At 62.3% G+C, this 19,682-nt stretch carries 18 protein-coding genes; 12 read left to right on the top strand and 6 right to left on the bottom strand.

Annotation, left to right across the window (positions count from 1 at the left end; translation table 11 throughout):
• The first annotated feature begins 99 nt into the window (after positions 1-99).
• The 6 genes from nirK to GTP23_RS11315 all read left to right on the top strand — a co-directional run bounded on the left by nirK (position 100) and on the right by GTP23_RS11315 (position 6,139).
• Positions 100-1,539 carry a copper-containing nitrite reductase gene (gene nirK / locus GTP23_RS11340; RefSeq protein WP_161035223.1) on the top strand — a complete coding sequence of 480 codons (1,440 nt, stop codon included), beginning with the start codon at positions 100-102 and terminating at the stop codon, positions 1,537-1,539.
• 2 nt (positions 1,540-1,541) lie between these two features.
• The gene (locus tag GTP23_RS11335; protein ID WP_161035222.1) at positions 1,542-2,351 is read left to right on the top strand and encodes a formylglycine-generating enzyme family protein; all 810 of its coding nucleotides are present in this window, start codon (positions 1,542-1,544) and stop codon (positions 2,349-2,351) included.
• 8 nt (positions 2,352-2,359) lie between these two features.
• Positions 2,360-3,049 (top strand): SCO family protein, encoded by a 690-nt coding sequence (locus GTP23_RS11330; protein WP_229256050.1) that lies wholly within the window; start codon positions 2,360-2,362, stop codon positions 3,047-3,049.
• Positions 3,050-3,152: 103 nt separating this feature from the next.
• Entirely contained in the window at positions 3,153-5,174 is a 2,022-nt protein-coding gene (locus GTP23_RS11325; protein WP_161035221.1) for a ribonucleoside triphosphate reductase, read from the top strand.
• A gap of 64 nt (positions 5,175-5,238) precedes the next feature.
• On the top strand, positions 5,239-5,424 hold the full coding sequence (gene nrdD, locus GTP23_RS11320) for an anaerobic ribonucleoside-triphosphate reductase (RefSeq protein WP_161035220.1): 186 nt from the start codon (positions 5,239-5,241) through the stop codon (positions 5,422-5,424).
• Between the two features lies 1 nt (position 5,425).
• The gene (locus GTP23_RS11315; protein WP_161035219.1) at positions 5,426-6,139 is read left to right on the top strand and encodes an anaerobic ribonucleoside-triphosphate reductase activating protein; all 714 of its coding nucleotides are present in this window, start codon (positions 5,426-5,428) and stop codon (positions 6,137-6,139) included.
• Here the strand turns inward: GTP23_RS11315 and ubiT are convergent.
• Genes ubiT through ubiU form a run of 3 tightly spaced genes read right to left on the bottom strand, consistent with a single transcriptional unit; the run spans position 6,117 to position 8,588 of the window.
• Entirely contained in the window at positions 6,117-6,635 is a 519-nt protein-coding gene (gene ubiT / locus GTP23_RS11310; protein ID WP_161035218.1) for a ubiquinone anaerobic biosynthesis accessory factor UbiT, read from the bottom strand. The genes GTP23_RS11315 and ubiT overlap by 23 nt on opposite strands.
• Positions 6,632-7,534, bottom strand: coding sequence for a U32 family peptidase (locus GTP23_RS11305; protein WP_161035217.1), 903 nt, complete (start codon positions 7,532-7,534; stop codon positions 6,632-6,634). The genes ubiT and GTP23_RS11305 overlap by 4 nt, the downstream gene beginning before the upstream one ends.
• Before the next feature lie 16 nt (positions 7,535-7,550).
• A complete protein-coding gene (ubiU, locus tag GTP23_RS11300) occupies positions 7,551-8,588 on the bottom strand; it encodes a ubiquinone anaerobic biosynthesis protein UbiU (protein WP_161035216.1) in 1,038 nt (345 codons plus the stop codon).
• A gap of 158 nt (positions 8,589-8,746) precedes the next feature.
• On the opposite strand from ubiU, the gene GTP23_RS11295 reads away from it, so the two are divergent.
• From GTP23_RS11295 to GTP23_RS22600, 4 genes are all read left to right on the top strand, one after another.
• Positions 8,747-9,229, top strand: a complete 483-nt coding sequence (locus tag GTP23_RS11295; protein WP_161035215.1) for a hemerythrin domain-containing protein — start codon at positions 8,747-8,749, stop codon at positions 9,227-9,229.
• Positions 9,226-9,477, top strand: coding sequence for a DUF2249 domain-containing protein (locus tag GTP23_RS11290; protein WP_155435860.1), 252 nt, complete (start codon positions 9,226-9,228; stop codon positions 9,475-9,477). Before GTP23_RS11295 ends, GTP23_RS11290 begins: the two co-directional genes overlap by 4 nt.
• A complete protein-coding gene (locus GTP23_RS11285) occupies positions 9,474-10,805 on the top strand; it encodes a permease (protein ID WP_161035214.1) in 1,332 nt (443 codons plus the stop codon). The genes GTP23_RS11290 and GTP23_RS11285 overlap by 4 nt, the downstream gene beginning before the upstream one ends.
• A gap of 114 nt (positions 10,806-10,919) precedes the next feature.
• Entirely contained in the window at positions 10,920-11,171 is a 252-nt protein-coding gene (locus GTP23_RS22600; RefSeq protein ID WP_202412139.1) for a hypothetical protein, read from the top strand.
• 60 nt (positions 11,172-11,231) lie between these two features.
• Here GTP23_RS22600 and GTP23_RS11280 read toward each other — a convergent pair whose 3' ends face one another.
• Positions 11,232-14,336 carry a ligand-binding sensor domain-containing diguanylate cyclase gene (locus GTP23_RS11280; protein WP_161035213.1) on the bottom strand — a complete coding sequence of 1,035 codons (3,105 nt, stop codon included), beginning with the start codon at positions 14,334-14,336 and terminating at the stop codon, positions 11,232-11,234.
• Positions 14,337-14,569: 233 nt separating this feature from the next.
• Complete coding sequence (locus GTP23_RS11275) at positions 14,570-15,043, bottom strand: cache domain-containing protein (RefSeq protein ID WP_161035212.1); 474 nt, start codon at positions 15,041-15,043, stop codon at positions 14,570-14,572.
• A 202-nt stretch (positions 15,044-15,245) separates the two neighbouring features.
• Between GTP23_RS11275 and GTP23_RS11270 the strand changes: the two genes are divergently transcribed.
• Positions 15,246-15,740 (top strand): response regulator, encoded by a 495-nt coding sequence (locus GTP23_RS11270; protein WP_161035211.1) that lies wholly within the window; start codon positions 15,246-15,248, stop codon positions 15,738-15,740.
• Positions 15,737-18,271: a GAF domain-containing protein gene (locus tag GTP23_RS11265; RefSeq protein ID WP_161035210.1), complete on the top strand. Its 2,535-nt coding sequence runs from the start codon at positions 15,737-15,739 to the stop codon at positions 18,269-18,271. Before GTP23_RS11270 ends, GTP23_RS11265 begins: the two co-directional genes overlap by 4 nt.
• Positions 18,272-18,307: 36 nt before the next feature.
• Here GTP23_RS11265 and GTP23_RS11260 read toward each other — a convergent pair whose 3' ends face one another.
• On the bottom strand, positions 18,308-19,672 hold the full coding sequence (locus GTP23_RS11260) for a M48 family metalloprotease (protein ID WP_161035209.1): 1,365 nt from the start codon (positions 19,670-19,672) through the stop codon (positions 18,308-18,310).
• Between the last annotated feature and the right edge of the window lie 10 nt (positions 19,673-19,682).

Genomic DNA, 19,682 nt, shown 5'->3' with positions numbered 1-19,682 from the left:
TCATAATCCATATCATGGAAAACATAGGCTTGCAGACTTAGCATGTGTTCATGCATCCGATACACGGCTGCGGCAAGTCAACGTACAAGGGGAAATAAGATGAAAAACAAATTCAAACTGAGCGCAGCAACTCTGGCCACTTCGGCCCTGCTGGCGATGATGGGTGCTACCGCAGCCGTGGCTGCCGAACCCGAACTGCCAGTGATTACCCAGGAGCTGGTGGCGCCACCACAACTGCCGCCACCAATCACCCGTAAGACCGCTGCCCACGTTGTGGTCAACCTGACGGTAGAAGAAGTCGAACGCGAAATCGCTCCCGGCACCCGCTACACCTTCTGGACTTTCGGCGGCACCGTACCAGGCAAATTCATCCGCGTACGTGAAGGCGACACCGTCGAGCTGCATCTGCTCAACCTGCCAGACAACAAGCTGCCGCACAATATCGACCTGCACGCCGTAACCGGCCCAGGCGGTGGCGCAGCCCAGACCCTGATCGCTCCCGGCAACGAAGCCACCTTCACTTTCAAAGCCCTGCAATCGGGCCTGTATGTGTACCACTGCGCCACCGCGCCTGTGGGCATGCACGTGGCCAACGGTATGTACGGCCTGATCATGGTCGAGCCTAAAGAAGGTATGGAGAAGGTCGACAAAGAGTACTACGTGATGCAGGGTGACTTCTACACCGAAGGCAACTACCGCGCTCCTGGCCTGCAGAACTTCGACATGCAGAAAGCCATCGACGAGAAGCCTACCTATGTGCTGTTCAACGGTGCCGACGGCGCACTGACGGGTGCCAACTCGCTGAGCGCCAAGGCCAACGAAAAAGTCCGTATGTTCTTCGGCGTGGGTGGTCCTAACATCACCTCGAGCTTCCACATCATCGGCACCATCTTCGACAAGGTGTACTTCGAAGGCGGCACCAAGTTCCAGGAAAACGTGCAGACCACCATGGTGCCTGCCGGCGGTTCGGCCATCGTCGAATTCACCCCGCGCGTACCGGGCAACCTGACGCTGGTTGACCACTCGCTGACCCGTGCGTTCAACAAGGGCGCCATCGGCCTGCTGTCGGTTGCCGGTCCGGACAAGCCTGAAATCTACAGCAAAGGCATCAAGAAACCGCTGACGGCTGCTACCATCGCCAAGGTTGCACCAGCTGCCAAACCAGCCGCAAAAGATGCCAAGCCAGCCGCACCTGCCGTTGCTGCTGCCCCATCGGTCCACGCCCGTGGTAAAGCTGTGTTCGATGCCAACTGCGCCGTCTGCCACCAGGCTGATGCCAAAGGCGTAGCCGGTGTATTCCCACCGCTGGCCCATTCGGACTTCTTCCAGCAGCGTCCATACGAAATGGCCCACATCGTGCTGAACGGCCGCAGTGGCACCATGGTCGTCAACGGTCAGAAATACAATGGTGTGATGCCTGCCCAGGACCTCAACGACGAGGATATCTCGGCCGTCATCAACTACATCAGCGTAGAACTGAACGAAGGCCAGCCTGTGCTGACGCCTGATCAAGTGCGCGACATGCGCAAAAAACGCTAATCATGAAAGCGCCCGCCCTCCGGCCCCTGCGGCTGGCGGCGCTGGCACTGCTGACCGCTACGGCGGTCAGCGTCCATGCTAGCGATACCGCCGTACCAGACTACCGCACCATACAGGGAGGTAGCCTGCGTACGGTCCTTCCGGCTGATGGCGTTGCCGCCGACGCCAAGGTTGCGCCTTTCCAGCTGCGCAGCCGTCTGGTTACCAATGCCGAATTTGCTGCCTTTGTGCGCCAGCACCCTGAATGGCAGCGCGGTCAGGCTCCCGCCCTGTTCGTCGCTCCGGCCTATCTGTCCGGCTGGACCAGCCCTACCGATTACTCCCCCATGGCGGCCGATGCGCCCGTCATCCACGTCAGCTGGTTTGCCGCCCAGGCTTACTGCGAAAGTGAAAACGCCCGTCTGCCGCGCTGGTACGAATGGGAATTCAGTGCTGCCGCCGATGCCACCCGCGCCGATGCGCGCGACGATGAAGCATGGCTGGCCAACATCCTGCACTGGTACGCCGACGCGGGCAAGAACACGCCGCGCAGCGTGGCCGGATCGCCCGCCAATTATTACGGCATCCATGACCTGCACGGCCTCGTGTGGGAATGGGTGGAAGATTACAGCGGCCTGTTCGTCAATGCCGACAGCCGCGCCAAAGGGGAACAGAAGCTGCTCGACTACTGCGGCGGCGCTGCCGCCACACTGGCCGACCGGCGCAACTACGCCATACTGATGCGCCTAGCCCTGCTGTCGGCCATGGAAGCTAATCAGGATGGCGGCAATCTGGGCTTCCGCTGCGCGCGCGACGCCGCCCCCGCCAAATAAGGAACACCATGATGAAACCATCTGCCTCACGCCCTGCTGTGCGCCAGCTCGGGCGCGGTCTGGCTGCGCTGCTGCTCAGCGCAGCCGCCTGCCACGGCGCTTATGCCGGCGCCGATACGGGCCGTAGCGCCGCTGTCAGCACGCCACCAGCCGCAGCAGCGGCAAGTGCAGCGGCGAGCACCAGCGCCCTGCCCGGCAATTCGCTCTACCAGCTCGACATCAGCCTGACCGATGCCAGCAACCAGCGCTTCAACCTGCGCGACATGGCCGGCACGCCCGTGCTGGTGACCATGTTCTACGGCGATTGCAATGCGGCCTGCCCCATCATCATCGAAACGCTCAAGCGCACGGTGGAAGCGCTGGGGCCCAACGCCAGCAAGCTGCGCGTGCTGATGGTCAGCCTCGATCCCTTCAATGACAGCCCGGCCGGTCTGGCCCAGCTGGTCAAGAACAAGCAGCTCGATCCACAGCGCTTCCGTCTGGCCGTGGCCAAGGATGAAAGCCAGACCCGGATGCTGGCCGGTGCGCTCCAGATCAAGTTTCGCCAGCTCGGCGATGGGGTCATCAACCACACTACCCGTGTCGCCCTGCTCGATGGCAGTGGTTTGACCAAGGCGGTCAGCACCCGGCTCGATACCACCCCGGATGCCGAGTTCGTCAAGCAAATCAATAGCTTACTGAAGACGGTAAAAAATTAATCTGGATCATGGAAAGCAGAAATAGCTATCCAGACGGTTGACCACACAATATCTAGTGTCTAATCTACTTAAACCAACTACATCTAGGGTTTAAGGGGATAGCATGGATAACGATCTGTGGCACACCAATATCATCAAACGGGACGGCAGCACGCAGCCGTTCAGTCTCTCCCGCATCACCGCCGCGCTGCTGCAAGCGGGCCGCGCCAGCGGTGAATTCGACCAGCCGGTAGCACAGCAGCTGGCCGGCTACGCGCTGCAGCAGCTGCGCGCCCTGCCTGAGGGGACTACGCTTAGCGTCGAGCGCATACAGGATGCCGTCGAAAGCGCGCTGTATGACGCCGGCTACCGCGCCACGCTGCGCTGCTATGTGGTGTACCGCGAACAGCACGCCCAGCTGCGCCAGGACCGCAGCTCCATCGTCGATGTCGAATCGTCGATCAACGAATACCTGACGCGCGCCGACTGGCGCGTCAATGCCAACGCCAATCAGGGCTATTCGCTCGGTGGCCTGATCCTCAACGTCTCGGGCAAGGTGATCGCCAACTACTGGCTCAACCACGTCTACCCGCCTGCCGTGGGCCAGGCCCACCGCGACGCCGATGTGCACATCCACGATCTCGACATGCTGGCCGGCTATTGCGCCGGATGGTCACTGCGCACCCTGCTCAACGAAGGCCTGAACGGGGTACCGGGCAAGATCGAATCGGGCCCGCCCAAGCATATGCACAGCGCCATCGGCCAGATCGTCAACTTCCTCGGCACGCTGCAGAACGAATGGGCCGGTGCGCAGGCTTTCAGTTCCTTCGATACCTATATGGCGCCGTATGTGCGCAACGACGGCCTCGATTATGTGCAGGTGCGCCAGTACATGCAGGAGCTGATCTTCAACCTCAACGTGCCGTCGCGCTGGGGCACCCAGACGCCGTTCACCAATCTGACCTTCGACTGGGTCTGCCCGGAAGACCTGCGCGAGCAGATCCCCCATATCGCCGGCAAGGAAATGCCGTTCGCCTATGGCGATCTGCAGGCCGAAATGGACATGATCAACCGCGCCTACATCGAAGTGATGATGGCCGGCGACGCCCATGGCCGCGCGTTCACTTTCCCGATTCCGACCTATAACATCACGCCTGATTTTGCATGGGATAGCCCGAACGCGGAACTGCTGTTCGAAATGACGGCCCGCTATGGCCTGCCCTACTTCCAGAACTTCGTGAATTCGGAACTCAAACCGAACATGATCCGCTCCATGTGCTGCCGTTTGCAGCTCGATCTGCGCGAACTGCTCAAGCGCGGCAATGGCCTGTTCGGTTCGGCCGAGCAGACCGGCTCGCTGGGCGTGGTGACGATAAACTGCGCGCGCCTCGGCTATCTGTACCGCGGCGACGAAGCGGGCCTGCTGGCCGCGCTGGACCGCCTGCTGGAGCTGGGCCGCGACAGTCTGGAAATCAAGCGCAAAGTGATCCAGCGCCACATGGACAATGGCCTGTTCCCGTACACCAAACGCTATCTGGGCACGCTGCGCAACCACTTCTCCACGCTGGGCGTGAACGGCATTAATGAAATGCTGCGCAACTTCGACCCTGTCAACCAGCAGGACATCACCAGCGAATGGGGCCGTGCCTTTGCCCTGCGCCTGCTCGACCATGTGCGCGCGCGCATGCTGGAATTCCAGGAACAGACGGGCCATATGTACAACCTCGAAGCTACGCCGGCCGAGGGCACGACCTACCGCTTTGCCAAGGAAGACCGCAAGCGCTTCCCCGATATCCTGCAAGCCGGTACCGCCGATCAGCCGTACTACACCAACTCTTCGCAACTGCCGGTCGGCTATACCGACGATCCGTTCGAAGCGCTGGAACAGCAGGACGCGCTGCAGCGCAAATACACAGGCGGCACCGTGCTGCACCTGTACATGACGGAAGCGCTATCGAGCGCGCAGGCCTGCCGCACGCTGGTGCAGCGCGCCCTGGGCCGCTTCGGCCTGCCGTATATCACGGTGACGCCGACCTTCTCGATCTGCCCTACCCACGGCTATCTGAAGGGCAGCCATAAGTTCTGCCCCAAATGCGATGCCGAACTGATCGCCCGCAAGCAGGCCCAGCTTGGCTCGCCTGCCTGAACCGGGACTCTACTTACTTATTGTCCACTTACTGTCCACTTACTGACCGACGAAAGGAACTACCATGCAGACCTCTACCAGCCCTGTACAAAGCACCATCATCCTCGACGATAGCGAGCGCCAGCCTTGCGAAATCTGGACCCGCGTGATGGGCTATCACCGTCCCCTGTCCTCGTTCAACACGGGCAAACAGGGCGAGTTCAACGAACGTAAATACTTCGTCGAACCCTGCAACGCCAAGCAGCACTAAGATGGACGCCAGCGCCCTCAAAGTCGGCGGCTACACGGCCTTCAGTGCCACCGACTATCCGGACCAGCTCAGTGCAGTGGTATTCGTACAGGGCTGTCCGTGGCGCTGCGGCTATTGCCACAACCCCCATCTGCAGCAGCGCACCGGCGCCAGCCCGCTGGCGTGGGAAGACCTGTGCGCCACCCTGCAAAAACGCGCCGGCCTGCTCGACGCGGTGGTCTTCAGCGGCGGCGAAGCCACCATCGATCCGGCGCTGGGCGAGGCCATGGCGCAGGTGCGGGCCATGGGTTTCAAGATAGGTCTGCATACGGCCTGCATCTATCCGGCGCGGCTACGCAGTGTGCTGCCGCTGGTGGACTGGGTAGGCTTCGATGTGAAAGCGCCATTCAGCCGCTATGCGGGGATTACCGGCATCGCCAACAGCGGCGATCCGGCCCGTGCCTGTGTCGAAGCGATACTGGCCAGCGGCGTGGCCTACGAATGCCGCAGCACCGTGCATCCCGTGCTGCTGCCTGAGGAAAGTGTGCTGGAAATGGCCGGCCAGCTAGCGGCCATGGGGGTAGAGAACTATGTGCTGCAGCCATTCCGCAGCACCGGCTGTAACGACGACAGCCTGATTGCCAGTGCCGCCAGCGCTGGCGAGTATCCGCCGGCGGCACTGGAACAGCAGCTCGCGCCGCTGTTCAAACGTTTCAGCGTACGGCGCCACCATTAGGCTGGGGCAGGAACTTCAGCAGGCGCAGCACGGCCTGCTTGCCCACTTCCGTCAGCGGCATATCCATCGCGTCCAGCGTATTCTTGACCAGCAGGCCCAGCTCCGTATCGCCTTCCATGGTCAGGCGGCGGGCGAAGAACAGGGTATCGGGATCCTGCTGGCGGCGCGCCAGCGCCACCATATCGGCCACGCAGGCGCCGATCTCCAGATCCGGCACACCACCAGCACGGCGCGCCGTGAAGCAGCTGCCATTCCAGCTGAAGTCGAACGCCACGCCGGCATCGCTGACGCGCACGCGCATGTGGCGGCCCAGCAGGCTGTTACGCACATCGTCCGGCAGCTGCGGGCGCAGCACCAGATTCAGCGCCGCCACGCACAGCAGCGAACCGGGATAGGCCGGCAGGCGCTGGCCCAGTGCCGTCAGAAAGGCGGGCAGTTGCGGCGCCGCCTCGCTCGCCTTCTGGTTGAAATTGGAATTGATCATGCTCGGGTTCATAGTGCTTCCTCCATACGCTGTTCCAGGCCGGGTTTGCCGTACCAATAGCCATTGCAGCCTGCGGCCGGCATAAAGGCTGTCATCGCATCGGCCACTTCGGCCGCCACTGCCTCGCCCTTACGCACGCTGTCGTAAGCGGCAATGATCTGTTCCATATGCTGGGCCTGAGGGCTCAGGCGCAGCACTTCCACGCCCATCTGCTCCATCTGCGTCAGCTCGTTAATCAGGTTGTACACCAGCGCCGACTGGCTCTGGATACCGTTGAGCACAAGGAAGGGCTGCTGCTCGCGCGTCTGCATCAGCAGGCCGTCCGGATGTTCGATGCAGCTGAACTGGCAGTCGTCCTTGGGCAGATTGCGGTTACGCGCCGTGAAGCAGCGCGCCGAGAAGGCCAGCGGCATGCGGCCATAGGCAAACACCTCGGTGGCGATATCGTTGGGACGCTGTTCCAGCATGGCCTGCAGGCCGGCGCGGCCCATCTCCAGCGGCATCACCCAGCGCGTGGCGCCCAGTTCCGCCATCAGCGCCAGCGTGGGCGGGTTGTAGATATTCAGATGCGGTCCGGCCACGAACGGGCCTTTATCGGACAGCAGTTGGACCGCGCCCATATCGCTCGCTTCGACCATGAAGCGGCCATTGCCCGTCAGGCGGCGCAGCGCCGTCACGTCGGCGCTCGATTCGATCAGCGCCAGCGTCGACAGCACCACCTGTTTGCCGCGCGCTTCCAGCATGGCGGCAATTTCCAGCCAGTCGGCGGCCCGTACTTCGTGGCGGCGCGAGCATACGCTCTCGCCCAGATACACGATGTCCACCGGAGTGTCGGCCATCGCTTCATAAAACTCCATCACCTTGGCACGTGGCCAGTAGTACAGCAGCGGCCCCAGAGCAAGTTTCAACATGTACTTCTCCCTCTCTTCATTTCCAGGCGCGGTGGTAGGCGCCCAGCGTGTGCTGCTGGCCTTCAGCCAGCTGGTTCAGTTCCGACATCCAGTTCGGCTTGACGGAGTAGCGCGCCGGTTTCTGCAGCGCCTGATCGATGGCTTCGCGCCACACGCGCGTCACCTGCGCCACATAGGCGGGACTGCGCTGGCGGCCTTCGATCTTGACGGCGCGTACGCCCATATCGATCAGCTGGGGCAGCAGTTCCAGCGTGTTCAGGCTGGTCGGCTCTTCCACTGCGTAATAGGTCTCGTCGTTGACATCGAAGCGGCCCTTGCACAGCGTCGGATAGCTGGCGTTTTCCTGCGGCGTGTAGCGGTCGATCAGCACGCCGTTCAGACGCGATTCCAGCCCGCGCGGGCTCTGCTGCCAGCGCACTGCCTTGGCAGGCGAGCAGACGCCGTGGGTATTCGGCGATTCACCCGTGACATAGGACGACAGCGCGCAGCGGCCCTCGACCATCACGCACAGGCTGCCGAAGCCGAACACTTCGATTTCGACATTGGTGTTGTTGACCACGTGTTCTACCTGCGCCAGCGACAGCACGCGCGGCAGCACGGCACGGGCCACGCCGAAATTCTTGTGGTAGAAGTTGATGGCTTCCGCATTGGTGGCCGAGCCCTGTACCGACAGGTGCAGGCGCAGATCGGGGTAGTTTTCCGAGGCGTAGCGCATCAGGCCCGGGTCCGCCAGAATCACGGCGTCCACACCGGCGCTGGCGGCACGGTCGATGGCAGTGCGCCACAGGGCACTGGTTTCCGGCTGCGGATAGGTGTTCAGGGCCAGCAGCACTTTGCGGCCATGACGGTGGGCATAATCGATGCCCTGGGCGATGGCCGCATCGTCGAAATTCAGACCGGCGAAATTACGGGCATTGGTGGCGTCACGGAAGCCCAGATAGACACAGTCGGCACCGAGATCGATGGCCGATTTGAGCGCCGGCAGACTGCCGGCGGGGCACACCAGTTCGATCGGACGCGGGCTGCTGTCCGGAGAAATATCTTTTAGACTCATAGGGGTGGTCTTGCTTAGTGAAGTGCAAAGGTTTTTGCGACCACGCACTGTATCCCGTAGCCAAGCCCGAAATCCTTGACATGAATCAAGGAAAGCCAGCTTCCTGCGATGGGACAATGCATTGGTCATCCCGACGGTCTAGTAAAGCAGGAATTAGCATGAGTAACCTCAGTAGCATCAGCCAGTATCTCGAACACGATCATCAGTATTGCGACGACCTGTATATGCAGGCAGAAGAACATGTCGCCGAAACCCGTCTGGCTGAAGGCGCAGCCGCCTTGCAGCGCTTCATGCTGGCTTTCGAATTGCATCTTACACGCGAAGAACATCTGCTGTTCCCCGAACTGGAAAAACATCTGGGCAGCCAGGGCGGCCCGACGGCCGTGATGCGCATGGAACACGAGCAGATGCGCGCCATCCTGCGCCAGATGCTGGGCGCCATCGAGCATGCCGATATCGACAGCTTCTTCGACTTTGCCGACCATCTGCGCATGCTGATGCGCCAGCACAACCTGAAAGAAGAAAATGTGCTGTATCCCATGGCAGACCGTATACTGGGCGCCAGTAGCACCGCCATGCTGGAGCAGCTGAGCGACACCAGCCTGCCAGTGCAGAACCCTGCCCAAGGAGTTGCCGCATGACTAGCGAAGTCCCGAATGAAGTGCAGATCGACGTCAGCGGTCTGGAGCCGCCCGAACCCATGGTGCGCGTGCTGGAAGCGCTTGATCTGCTGGCCGACGACGGCCGTTTGCGCGTGCTGATCGACCGCCAGCCGGTACCGCTGTATCAGGTCCTGCAAAGGAACGGTTATTCCCATCTGACCACCGCGCGCGCCGATGGTCTGTATGAAGTCTTGATCTGGATCACTGGCAGCGCCAGTCCCGTATGAGCGGCGCCAGCGTTCCGCGGCGCGTGCTGTCCTTCGATAGCAATCCGCCGTACACGCTGCCGCTGCGCTTCTTCCTCAGCGCCCCGCTGTTCGTCCTGCTGGCCTGTGCCCTGCTGTTCTGGCAGGGCGATGCGGCACTGGCCAGCCGCTGGTCACCCTACACGCTGGCCATCACCCACCTGCTGGTACTGGGCTGCATCAGCATGACCATGCTGGGCGCGCTGATGCAGATGCTGCCCGTGGTAGCCGGCATCAGCCTGCCCGCCGTACTGCGTATCGGCCCCCTCGTACATGCCGGCCTGTGCGGCGGCAGCCTGCTGTTGGGCGCGGCCTTCTGCTGGCAGCTGCCATGGCTGTTCATCGCTGCCGGCCTGTTGCTGCTAGCCACCCTGCTCCTGTTCGTCGGCGCCTGCACCATAGGCCTGTGGCAGCAGCCCGATAGTGGCGCGGCCGAAGTGGTGGCCGCCATCCGCCAGTCGCTGGCCGCCCTGCTGGTGACGATCACGCTGGGAGCGCTGCTGGCCTCGGCCTTCGTCTGGCCCGCGGCGATCGGCCTGCCTTTGCAGCTGCTCACGGATCTGCATGCGCTGTGGGGCCTGCTGGGCTGGGTCGGTTTGCTGGTGATGGGCATCGCCTGGCAGGTCGTGCCCATGTTTATGGTGACGGAACCGTATCCGCTCAAGGCGCGCAGCCGCGTCAGCACCACCCTGTTCCTGCTGCTGTGCGCGGTTTCCATGAGCAGCACGCTAAGCGGTGCGGGACAGAGCTTCCACCAGCTGGCGCTAGCCCTGCTGGTGCTGGGCTACGGCGGTTTCGCCGGCCTCACGCTCTACCTGCTGGCACGGCGCAAACGCCCCAGTGCCGACACCACCACGCTGTACTGGCGCACGGCCATGGCCTTCCTGCTGCTGGCCGGCCTGCTGGCCCTGCTGATACAGCTGCCGGCCGGCCTGCTGCCCTACGCGCTGCCCGTGTATGCCACCGAGCTGGCCATAGGCGTACTGCTGCTGACCGGCGTGGCCCTGTGCGCCATCAACGGCATGCTGTACAAGATCGTGCCTTTCCTGACCTGGTACCACCTGCAGGAAACCCGTGCGCTTGGCAATAGCGTGCCGAATGTGAACCAGATTATTCCGCCGCAGCATGGCCGCTGGCAGTACTACCTGCATGGCTGTGCCGTATTGCTGCTGCTGGCGGCCTGCTATGCACCGGCGCTGCTGTGCCGCCCTGCGGCTGCGCTGATGGCGCTGGCCAGTCTCGCCCTGTGTGCCAACCTGCTGACGGCAGTGCGTCTGTACCGCCGCCTGCGGCGGGCCGTGGGCGCCTGATCGGCCATGCTACAGAGTTCGTATAGTCCTTATGGCCAATAGCGCGCAACGGCGCAAGCGGCCAGAATATCCACCAGCGTCCGCTTTTCGGCGGTCCACCCGAGAGAGTACATCATGACCTGCCATGCAGAGCACTGCTACGACGGCCCTATGCTGAGCATTACCACCAATCGCGAAGGCAACCGCGTACACCGCCTGATCGATGACACCCTGTTCCCTACCCGTCCGAAAAAAGTGCTGGTAAGGCGCGACCCCATGGTCGCCGCGCTGTTCGGTGCCGCCCCCGGCGCCAGCGCCAATGATGAAGCGCCAGCTCTGGCCGCTGCGGGCCGCGCACGCGGGCGCCGCCCGGCTACCGGCCGCTAGCTGCACGCCGCTAGCCGCACGCCACTGAGCGCTCGCCACTGAGCACCAGCTGGTCAGCCACTAGCTGGCCATCACCGTGCGGTTGCGGCCAGCCTCCTTGGCCGCATACAGCGCCACATCGGTGCGCACATACAGCCCATCGAACTGTTCTCCGGCCGCGCGCATGGCCAGCCCTATGCTGACGGTAGGATGCAGACGGATCTCGCCGCTGCACACTTCGGCCGCAGCAATCGCTACGCGCACACGCTCGGCCAGCCGCCACGCCCCATCCCTGTCCGTGTCCGGCATCAGCACGGCGAATTCCTCGCCGCCCATACGGCCCAGCATATCGGTACTGCGTATGGTCAGTTGCGCCGCCTTCACGGTCGCACGCAGCACCTCGTCGCCGAACGGGTGGCCATAACGGTCGTTGACCTGCTTGAAGCCATCGAGGTCCATGATCAGCAGCGCCAGCGGCTGACTGGTGCGCTCCATCAAGGCCAGATAATCGCGTGCTCTTTCGATGAAATGGTGGCGGTTGGCGCAACCGGTCAGCGAGTCTATGGTCGCCAGCTGGAACAGCCGCTCATTGGCCGTACGCAGTTCCTGCGCCGTCTGTTCCAGTACCAGCGTGCGTTCTTCCACCTGCTGTTCCAGCGCGCGCTGACGCTGGCGCAGCAGGGCAGTACGCACCTGCACCACGCTCACCAGCACCGCCAGCGCCAGCGCCACCAGCAGCGCCCTGACCCACAGCGTCTGATACCAGGCCGGAATGACGACCACGGGCAGATTCAGCGTATGGCGCGACCAGTTGCCATTACGGTCGGCCGCCTGCACCAGCAGGCTGTACTGGCCGGGCGCCAGATTGGTGTAGCTGGCGAAACGGCGCAGGGCATCGGTGGAAATCCAGTCGGCATCGAAGCCGTCCAGACGGTAGCGGTAGACGATACGTTCAGGGGCAGTGAAATCGAGTGCAGCAAATTCCACCGTCAGGCTATCGGCCGAATTTCCTACTTCCAGCGCAGTGCGCTGGCCCGCATGGTTGTAGCGGGCCGAGGCGACCGGCTTGCCGCCGAGCTGGATAGCCGTCACTACCAGCGGCGGCTGATACTCGCGGCTCTGCGCTTCGGTCGGACGCAGCACGGTCAGGCCGCCTTCACCGCCATACAGCAGCTCGCCCTGCGCCGTGCGGCTGCCGGACCCGACCCAGTAACCATTGATGGCCAGCCCGTCCGCCTGATGGAAGATGCGCATGGCCAGACTATCTGGGTCCAGCGCCACAATGCCGTCTGCCGTGGTGGCCCAGATCTTGCCGCTGCCGTCGAGCAGCAGCGCATCCACATTCATGCTCGGCAGCCCCTGTTCGCGCCCGATGCGATCGAAGTGCAGCAGGCCCGGCTGCTCCTTGCGCAGCACATGGATGCCGCCCCCCAGCGTAGCCACCCACAGCCGGCCTTTGCGGTCGCGCATGATGGACGACACCAGCCCGGCCGCCAGCGCCTTGCCATTGTTCTTGTCGGGCAGGCTGCGGGTAATCTTGCCGTTGTGCAGATCAAGCCGGTTCAGGCCATTGCGACTGCCTATCCACACGGCATTGCCGGCATCGGCATACAGGGCCGTAATCCGGCCATCGCTAAGCTGATCAGCATCGATGTGGCGCACGGCGCCGCCCCCTGACGGCAGCACCCAGATGCCGTCATCGCGGCCGCCCACCCACAGTTCGTCGCCCAGCCGCAGCAGCCGGTAAGTACTGGCGGCGGGCGGCCGGCCGGCGATGCTGATGCGCTGCACCCGGCTGCCTGCCGCATTGACGCGGAACAGGCCGCGCCCGGTGGCGACAAACATATCGCCATTGGCGGCCTCGGCAAAATCGAATACATGGTCAACCGGCAAAGCACTGTCGGCCTGGTCGGCGTCGGCCACAACGTGCTGGATCACGTTACGCTCGGGGTCGATGATGTCCACCCCCTGTCCCTGCAAGCCTAGCCAGATACGCCCGTCACTGTGGGTATAGACGGAAAACAGATCAGCACCCCGTATGCCGCCGCTGCGGCGCGAATCGCCGAAGACGGTGCTGACCAGCTTCTGCTGGCCGTCGTGCCGGCTTACGCCGCGCTGGCTGCCTAGCCAGATGGCGCCGCTGCGGTCGGCAAAGATGGCAAAGATGATGTCGCCCGCCAGACTGCTGGCCAGCGCCGGATCATGGCGGATGCGCCGGTAGCTGTCGTCGCGCAGATCCACGGCCAGCACGCCCTGACCATACGTGCCTATCCAGACTTCCTCCGGCCCGGCCGCACCGATGGCATACACCCAGCTATGCTGGAGCACGCGGTGTGCATCGCCACGGCCAGAAAACTGTTGCGCCACCACATCGTTCTTACCCAGACGGAAAACTCCGTTATGGCGCGTACCTATCCATACTTGACCTAGTGCATCTTCAAACAGGCTGTGCACGGCGATCTGTCCGTCCTGCCCTTCCTGCCCACCCTGCAGGGTGACGCGGTGGAACGGCTGGTCTGGGCCATTGCGCCGGTACAGGCCGCTTCCCATGCCGACCAGCAGCGCGCCGCTGCGCAAACGCAACAGCGAAAACACCGGGGCAGCCGGTAACTCCTTGCGGCCCTGCGGCGTGATGGCGCCGCTGGCCAGATCAAGCCGGTCCAGACCGCCGCCCGTGCCTATCCACAGGCCCGCGGCATCATCCTGCGCCAGCGCATTCACGGCCATGTGGCTGAGCCCTTGCCCGCCCACCCGGTAGTTGATGAAATGGTCGTCACGGGCGTCATAGCGGGCCAGCCCGCCGGAGCTGGTGCCTATCCACAGCTGGCCGGCACCATCCTTGTGCAGGGCCGTCACCCAGTTATCGGGCAGCGAACGGGGTTCGGCAGGATTCGGCTGGTAGGTGCGGAAGCGATAGCCGTCCCAGCGGCTCAAGCCGTTCTGGGTGCCTACCCAGAGAAAGCCGTCGGCATCTTCCACGATGGCAGTGGCGATCGAATTGGGCAGGCCCTGGGCCTGGGTGTAGTTCTGGAATACCGCATCGCGCAGCCCGGCCCAGCGCTCCGTCGCCTGCGCGGGCAGGCCGCTGCCGAGCATGGCAAACAGCCAGAGCAAGCCCAGCTTGATCAGCGCAGTCCAGCCCGGGCGGGCCGGCTGGCAGCCCTGGTTTCGGCATTCATAGTTCAATGGTAGGCGTCCGGATGACGGTAAACGGCCAGGCCGCATGTAGCCGCAGCGCAAGCCCGATTTGAGTCTATCTGAAGCCTGTGGGCTTGGGCCGATAAAAGCATACGGGCGGCCAAAAAAAACGCCCCATCCAAGGGGCGCTCTGACTAAGTGTCTGATTTAGAGTATGTATTTACATCAAGTTGCATGATTGCAATGCTGTGTGATTACAACTGTGTAAGACAAATGCGGGCTCAGTGGTACACGCCCACGCCCAGATAGTACTCGCCTACCCGTTCCACATAGGTGCTCTTGGCTTCCATTTTCTTGCTGATCGAGTTAGGCCACTGGTATTTGACCCAGCCATATCCGGCAGAAGAATTACCTACCTTGATCATTTCCTTGATCGGATAGACATCCCCGGCCATGATCTCCATGAGGTTCTTGTTCACCATACGCGGATTCTGCCCATGGGCCAGCGCAACGCCCTTCTCATCGAGCATAATCACGTAGAGGTCGCCGGCCACAAACTCGCCGGCAGGATCATTGAACGCCGCCACGGCCTTGTCTTTGCCGTTCTTGTTGAGATAGGCTGCCGCGCGCTTGACCATCGCTACCGCATCATCGGCCGTGCCTCGCGCTGCCTGGGCCTGTGCGGCGGCAGGGACAGTCCAGCCCAGCCCCACTATCAGCAGCAGGCTGGTGAGCATTTTCGCAAACATTTTCATGGTGTTCTCCTCTCAAAGTGAGCGTTGCCGCCAAGGGTAAAATCATCTTAACACTACAACTCAAAATCAACACAAAAATATCGAAATTGATTTTTTTGGTGACTTAATTGGAAAAATCGTCTATTCTGATATTTCCGAATGCAAACACTATTTGCGTTTAAAACAATTCTTTGTACCACACTGAATCCGGAGAAACACCAACATGAGCAAAGGCATCATTCTATGTGTCGATGACGATTCGACCGTCCTGAACGCCTTACGTACCCTGATCGGCAAAATTTTCGGCAACGACCATCTGGTGGAGATCGCCGAATCCGCCTCGGAAGCGCTGGAAATCATCGAAGATCACCACAAGCGGGGTCTGCAGTTAAGTGTCGTCATCTCTGATTACATCATGCCATGGATGCGTGGCGACGAGCTACTGATCAAGCTGCATGAGATGTATCCTGCCGCCATCAAAATCATGCTGACCGGCCAGAGTGATCTGGAAGGCGTGAAGAAAGCCATCAATGACGCCAATCTGTACCGTTTCATCGAAAAGCCTTTCAATAATGCCGACCTGATTCTGACCATACGCTCGGCCCTGCGCGCTTTCCACCATGAAGCCCAGCTCAATGCCGAAATCGCAGCCCTCAAACAGCAGCTGGAACAGAAGGATGGCGAACTGGCGCAACTACGCGGCCCTGCGGCAGCATGAGTACCGCCCACGGACAGGGCCGCGATTCCGTCAGCGCCCAGCTGATGGCCCAGCGCGAAGCCGATCTGGCCATCATCAACAGCGTGCAGACGGCGCTCACGGCGCGCCTGCAGCTGGCCGATATCTGTACCATCGTGGGCGACAGGATCCAGCAGATTTTTCAGGCGCAGGTGGTCAACATCGCCCTGCTCGCGCGCGACACCCAGCAGTTCCATGTGCCCTACTACATCGAGCGCGAACTGCGCGAGCCGCCCCATACCATAGGCATCTTCGGCTTCCGCAAGCATGTGCTGGAAAGCCGCCAGGCCCTGCTCTTCAACGAAAATCTGGAACGCCAGAGCATCGCCTACGGCAATCCCGTGCTGCGCGGCGAGACGGCCAAGAGCGCCGCCTTCATTCCCATGATCAGCGGCGACGAAGTGACCGGCGTGGTAACGCTGCAGCACCTCGATCTGGAATTCGCCTTCAGCGAGGCCGATGTCACCCTGCTCAAGACCATCACCAACATTCTCAGCACGGCACTGGAAAACGCCCGCCTGTTCGATGAAACCCAGAAGCTGCTGCAGCTGACAGCGGCGCGCGCCAACGATCTGGAAGTGATAGGCCGGATCGGACGCGAATTTACCGCCTGCCTCGATATGCAGGCCGTGTTCCATTCGCTGGCGCTGAATGTGCACCAGCTACTCAAGACCAATACCTTCTTCGTACTGCTCATGAACGGCAATACGCAGAAGCTGGACATGGTGTTCGGCATGGAGAACGGTGCCCCGCTGGCGCCATTCTCGCTGGCACTCGACGACCCGCTGGCCATGTCCTCGCGCTGCGCCCGCACCCGGCTCGAAGTGGTGCGGCATATGCGGCCCGGCGAGCCACGCTATCTGGCCGGTAACTGCCCCAATCTGAGCAATCTGTACTCGCCGCTGATCGTCGGCGAACGCCTGCTGGGCGTGATGTCGGTGCAGACCATGGAATCGAATGCGTATGGCGAGCGGGAACAATCGATCTTCCGTACCCTGTGCTCGTATCTGACCATCGCGCTCGATAACGCGGCCGCCCTGCAGGCCCAGCACGAAGCCGAAGCCCAGCGCGCGGCCACGCTGGAACAGGCCAATGCCACACTGGAGCAGCTGGGCGCCATCGGCCGCGAAATCACGGGCAATCTGGAACAGGCTGCCGTGCTGTCCTCGCTGGACCGCCATGTGCGCGCCCTGCTCGACACCCATAGCTACCGCATCTACCGCCTGCGTCAGGGCGGCAGCAAACTGAGCCTCGTACTCGGCATCGATAATGACCAGCGGGTAGACAGCAACGGCGAACTGCTGGACATCGAACCGGCAGCCGCCCTGTGCATCGCCGAACAGCAGGAGGTGCTCGATGCGCAGGCCGGCACCAGCGCCATCTATGCGCCGCTGATGGCGGGCGAACGGGTGCTGGGCGTGATGTCCATCCACACCCCGCGCGCCCATGCCTACGGCGAGCGCGATGTGGCCATCTTCCGTACCCTGTGCGCCTACGGTGCCATCGCACTGGCCAATTCGGACACGCTGGCAGCGCTGCGCAAGGCGCAGGCGATGATCATCCAGCAGGAAAAAATGGCTTCGCTGGGCCAACTGGTGGCCAATGTCGCGCACGAGATCAACACCCCCATCGGCGCCATCAAGGCCAGCGGCCACAATATCGCGGAAGCGCTGGAGCAGACCCTGAGCAATCTGCCGCGCCTGTTCCAGCTGCTGGCCGAACCGGAGCAGCAGCTATTCATCGACATGCTGCAGCACACCCGCCAGAGCAGCGAGATCCTGAATACGCGCGAAGAGCGGGCTCTGACCAATCAGGTGATGGATACGCTGGAACAGGCCGGCATCAGCGCAGCGCGCCGCAAGGCGGCCCTGCTGGTGGAGCTGCGCGCCCACGCCTACGCGACCAACTATCTGGGCCTGCTGCAGCATCGGCACGCCGATTTCATCCTCGATACGGCGGCCAGCATGGCCTCCATCGTCAGCAGCGCCAGCAACATCAACACGGCGGTGGAGCGGGTGGCGAAAATCGTCTTCGCGCTGAAATCCTATTCGCGCGTGGATAGTTCGGGCGAACTGCGCGAAGTCGATCTGCGCCAGAGTCTGGACACTGTACTGACCATCTACCAGAACCAGACCAAGCAGGGCATAGAGGTGGTGCGCAACTACCAGCCGATTGCCCCGCTACGCTGCCTGCCGGACGAACTCAATCAGGTCTGGACCAATCTGATCTACAACGCCATACAGGCCATGCAGAATCAGGGCACGCTGACCATCAGCATAGAACAGCAGGGCAACGAAGCCGTGGTGGCCATACGCGACACCGGCTGCGGCATACCGCCGGAAATCCGCGACCGCATCTTCGATGCCTTCTTCACCACCAAGCCGGCCGGCGAAGGCAGCGGGCTGGGGCTGGACATCGTGCGCAAGATCGTCGACAAGCACCATGGCCGTATCACGGTCGATAGCGAAGCCGGCGTGGGGACGGTGTTCGCCGTCCACCTGCCCCTGCAATAGCGCTGCATGCCGCCGCACCGGCGGCATATCAGCGCGTTAATGCTTGTCGACTTCGGCCAGCATGCGCTGCAGATTGGCGCTGCGGGCCTGCGTATTCGGGTGCTGTTCACCCAGCTTTTCCATCTTCTGCACATTCTCGACAAACATGCCCAGCTGGTTGGCCGCCACCGTATCGGGCGTGGCCGGCGGCAGGCTGGCCTGATAGCTCTGGATAACCTGATGCAGCTTCTTCTTGTCGTGCAGAGCTGCATCGAGCAGGCGCACGGCGCAGGCATCGGCCTGCATCTCCTGATCCTTGGAGAACACTACGAAGCGCCCCATGATGTCGTTCGAATAGGCCATGATATTGCCGGGCGTGCTGTTGACGCCGTCGATCAGCTTGCGCAGTCCATCGAAGCTGTCGATGGTATCGGTCATGCGCGCCTGTATGGCACGCGTTTCGTGGCGCTGCAGTACGTGGGCAAGCTCGTGGGCCAGTGCAAAATAGGCCTTGTCCTCGTTCTTGGCCACCGTGACCAGATCGCGGTCTATTACCAGAAAACCGCCCGGTAGCGCCTGCGCGTTGCCACTGGCCTTGCGCACATCGATCTGGAACTTATAGGGCAGCTCTTCCTTCACGCTGGTCAGCAAGGTCTGCATGATCTGGTTGGCGCGCGTCACGGCCGGCTTGTTGGCCTTGCGTTCGCCATCGAGAAAATCGGCCGCCATGTCGCCATGCATGCGTTCACCCAGCATGCGTTCTGCTTCCATCGGCAGCCAGTTGAGATTTTTGCCGGCCAGCCGCAGCGTGCTGCGCAAATCCATGCTCTGTCCACCGAAGCCATAACGCGCGCTGGCATTGTTGATCGCCAGCTTGGCGCCCAGCTTACCCAGCGAGAGCAGACTGTCGGTGGTGCCGAATGGTTCGATCAGCGATTTGCAGCTGGGATCGAACTCGCGGGCCGACAGCGAAAACACTTCGTCGATATCCTTGACCTTGGTCGGGCTGCCAGAGCTGCCCGTCAGGCGGCTGAAGAACGAAGGCTCCTCTTCGCCTTTCGGCTTGTCGCTGTTTTCGTTCTTATCGGCCGGCGCTTCGGCTTTGGGCTTGTCGCCGCTGGCGAAGAAGGACTTGACCTTGTCGAACAGTCCGGGGGCTTCGGCTGGCGCAGCTGGCGCAGCTGGCGCCGGTGCCGCTATTTCGCTGGCCGCCGCCGGCACGCTGGCTTCGCTACTGGCTGCTGCCTGTGCCGCCGCGCTGGCGCTGGCGCTAGTACTTGCGCTGGCGCTGGCACTGGCGCTGGCGCTGGCCTTGCTCTTCTTGGTAGGCGCGGCACTGGCCGGCGGCTGCGCCAGCGTGCCCGCCATTACCAGCAGCACGGCCGACATGGCCAGCCGCGATCCCGTCTGTACTTGCGCCATACTGCGCTCT

It is taken from the genome of Duganella fentianensis, assembly GCF_009857835.1.
In the GTDB taxonomy this organism is placed as follows: domain Bacteria; phylum Pseudomonadota; class Gammaproteobacteria; order Burkholderiales; family Burkholderiaceae_D; genus Rugamonas; species Rugamonas fentianensis.
Note: the sequence above shows the minus strand (reverse complement) of the source record. Positions and strands in the feature narration are given on the sequence as shown.

Bases quoted from the DNA above. Each gene is read 5' to 3' on its own strand.
- GTP23_RS22600 (WP_202412139.1), top strand. From the start codon at position 10,920: ATGACCTGCCATGCAGAGCACTGCTACGACGGCCCTATGCTGAGCATT.
- GTP23_RS11285 (WP_161035214.1), top strand. From the start codon at position 9,474: ATGAGCGGCGCCAGCGTTCCGCGGCGCGTGCTGTCCTTCGATAGCAAT.
- GTP23_RS11260 (WP_161035209.1), bottom strand. From the start codon at position 19,672: ATGGCGCAAGTACAGACGGGATCGCGGCTGGCCATGTCGGCCGTGCTG.
- ubiT (WP_161035218.1), bottom strand. From the start codon at position 6,635: ATGAACCCGAGCATGATCAATTCCAATTTCAACCAGAAGGCGAGCGAG.
- GTP23_RS11330 (WP_229256050.1), top strand. From the start codon at position 2,360: ATGATGAAACCATCTGCCTCACGCCCTGCTGTGCGCCAGCTCGGGCGC.
- GTP23_RS11305 (WP_161035217.1), bottom strand. From the start codon at position 7,534: ATGTTGAAACTTGCTCTGGGGCCGCTGCTGTACTACTGGCCACGTGCC.
- GTP23_RS11290 (WP_155435860.1), top strand. From the start codon at position 9,226: ATGACTAGCGAAGTCCCGAATGAAGTGCAGATCGACGTCAGCGGTCTG.
- GTP23_RS11265 (WP_161035210.1), top strand. From the start codon at position 15,737: ATGAGTACCGCCCACGGACAGGGCCGCGATTCCGTCAGCGCCCAGCTG.
- GTP23_RS11270 (WP_161035211.1), top strand. From the start codon at position 15,246: ATGAGCAAAGGCATCATTCTATGTGTCGATGACGATTCGACCGTCCTG.
- ubiU (WP_161035216.1), bottom strand. From the start codon at position 8,588: ATGAGTCTAAAAGATATTTCTCCGGACAGCAGCCCGCGTCCGATCGAA.
- GTP23_RS11295 (WP_161035215.1), top strand. From the start codon at position 8,747: ATGAGTAACCTCAGTAGCATCAGCCAGTATCTCGAACACGATCATCAG.
- GTP23_RS11325 (WP_161035221.1), top strand. From the start codon at position 3,153: ATGGATAACGATCTGTGGCACACCAATATCATCAAACGGGACGGCAGC.
- nirK (WP_161035223.1), top strand. From the start codon at position 100: ATGAAAAACAAATTCAAACTGAGCGCAGCAACTCTGGCCACTTCGGCC.
- nrdD (WP_161035220.1), top strand. From the start codon at position 5,239: ATGCAGACCTCTACCAGCCCTGTACAAAGCACCATCATCCTCGACGAT.
- GTP23_RS11275 (WP_161035212.1), bottom strand. From the start codon at position 15,043: ATGAAAATGTTTGCGAAAATGCTCACCAGCCTGCTGCTGATAGTGGGG.
- GTP23_RS11315 (WP_161035219.1), top strand. From the start codon at position 5,426: ATGGACGCCAGCGCCCTCAAAGTCGGCGGCTACACGGCCTTCAGTGCC.
- GTP23_RS11335 (WP_161035222.1), top strand. From the start codon at position 1,542: ATGAAAGCGCCCGCCCTCCGGCCCCTGCGGCTGGCGGCGCTGGCACTG.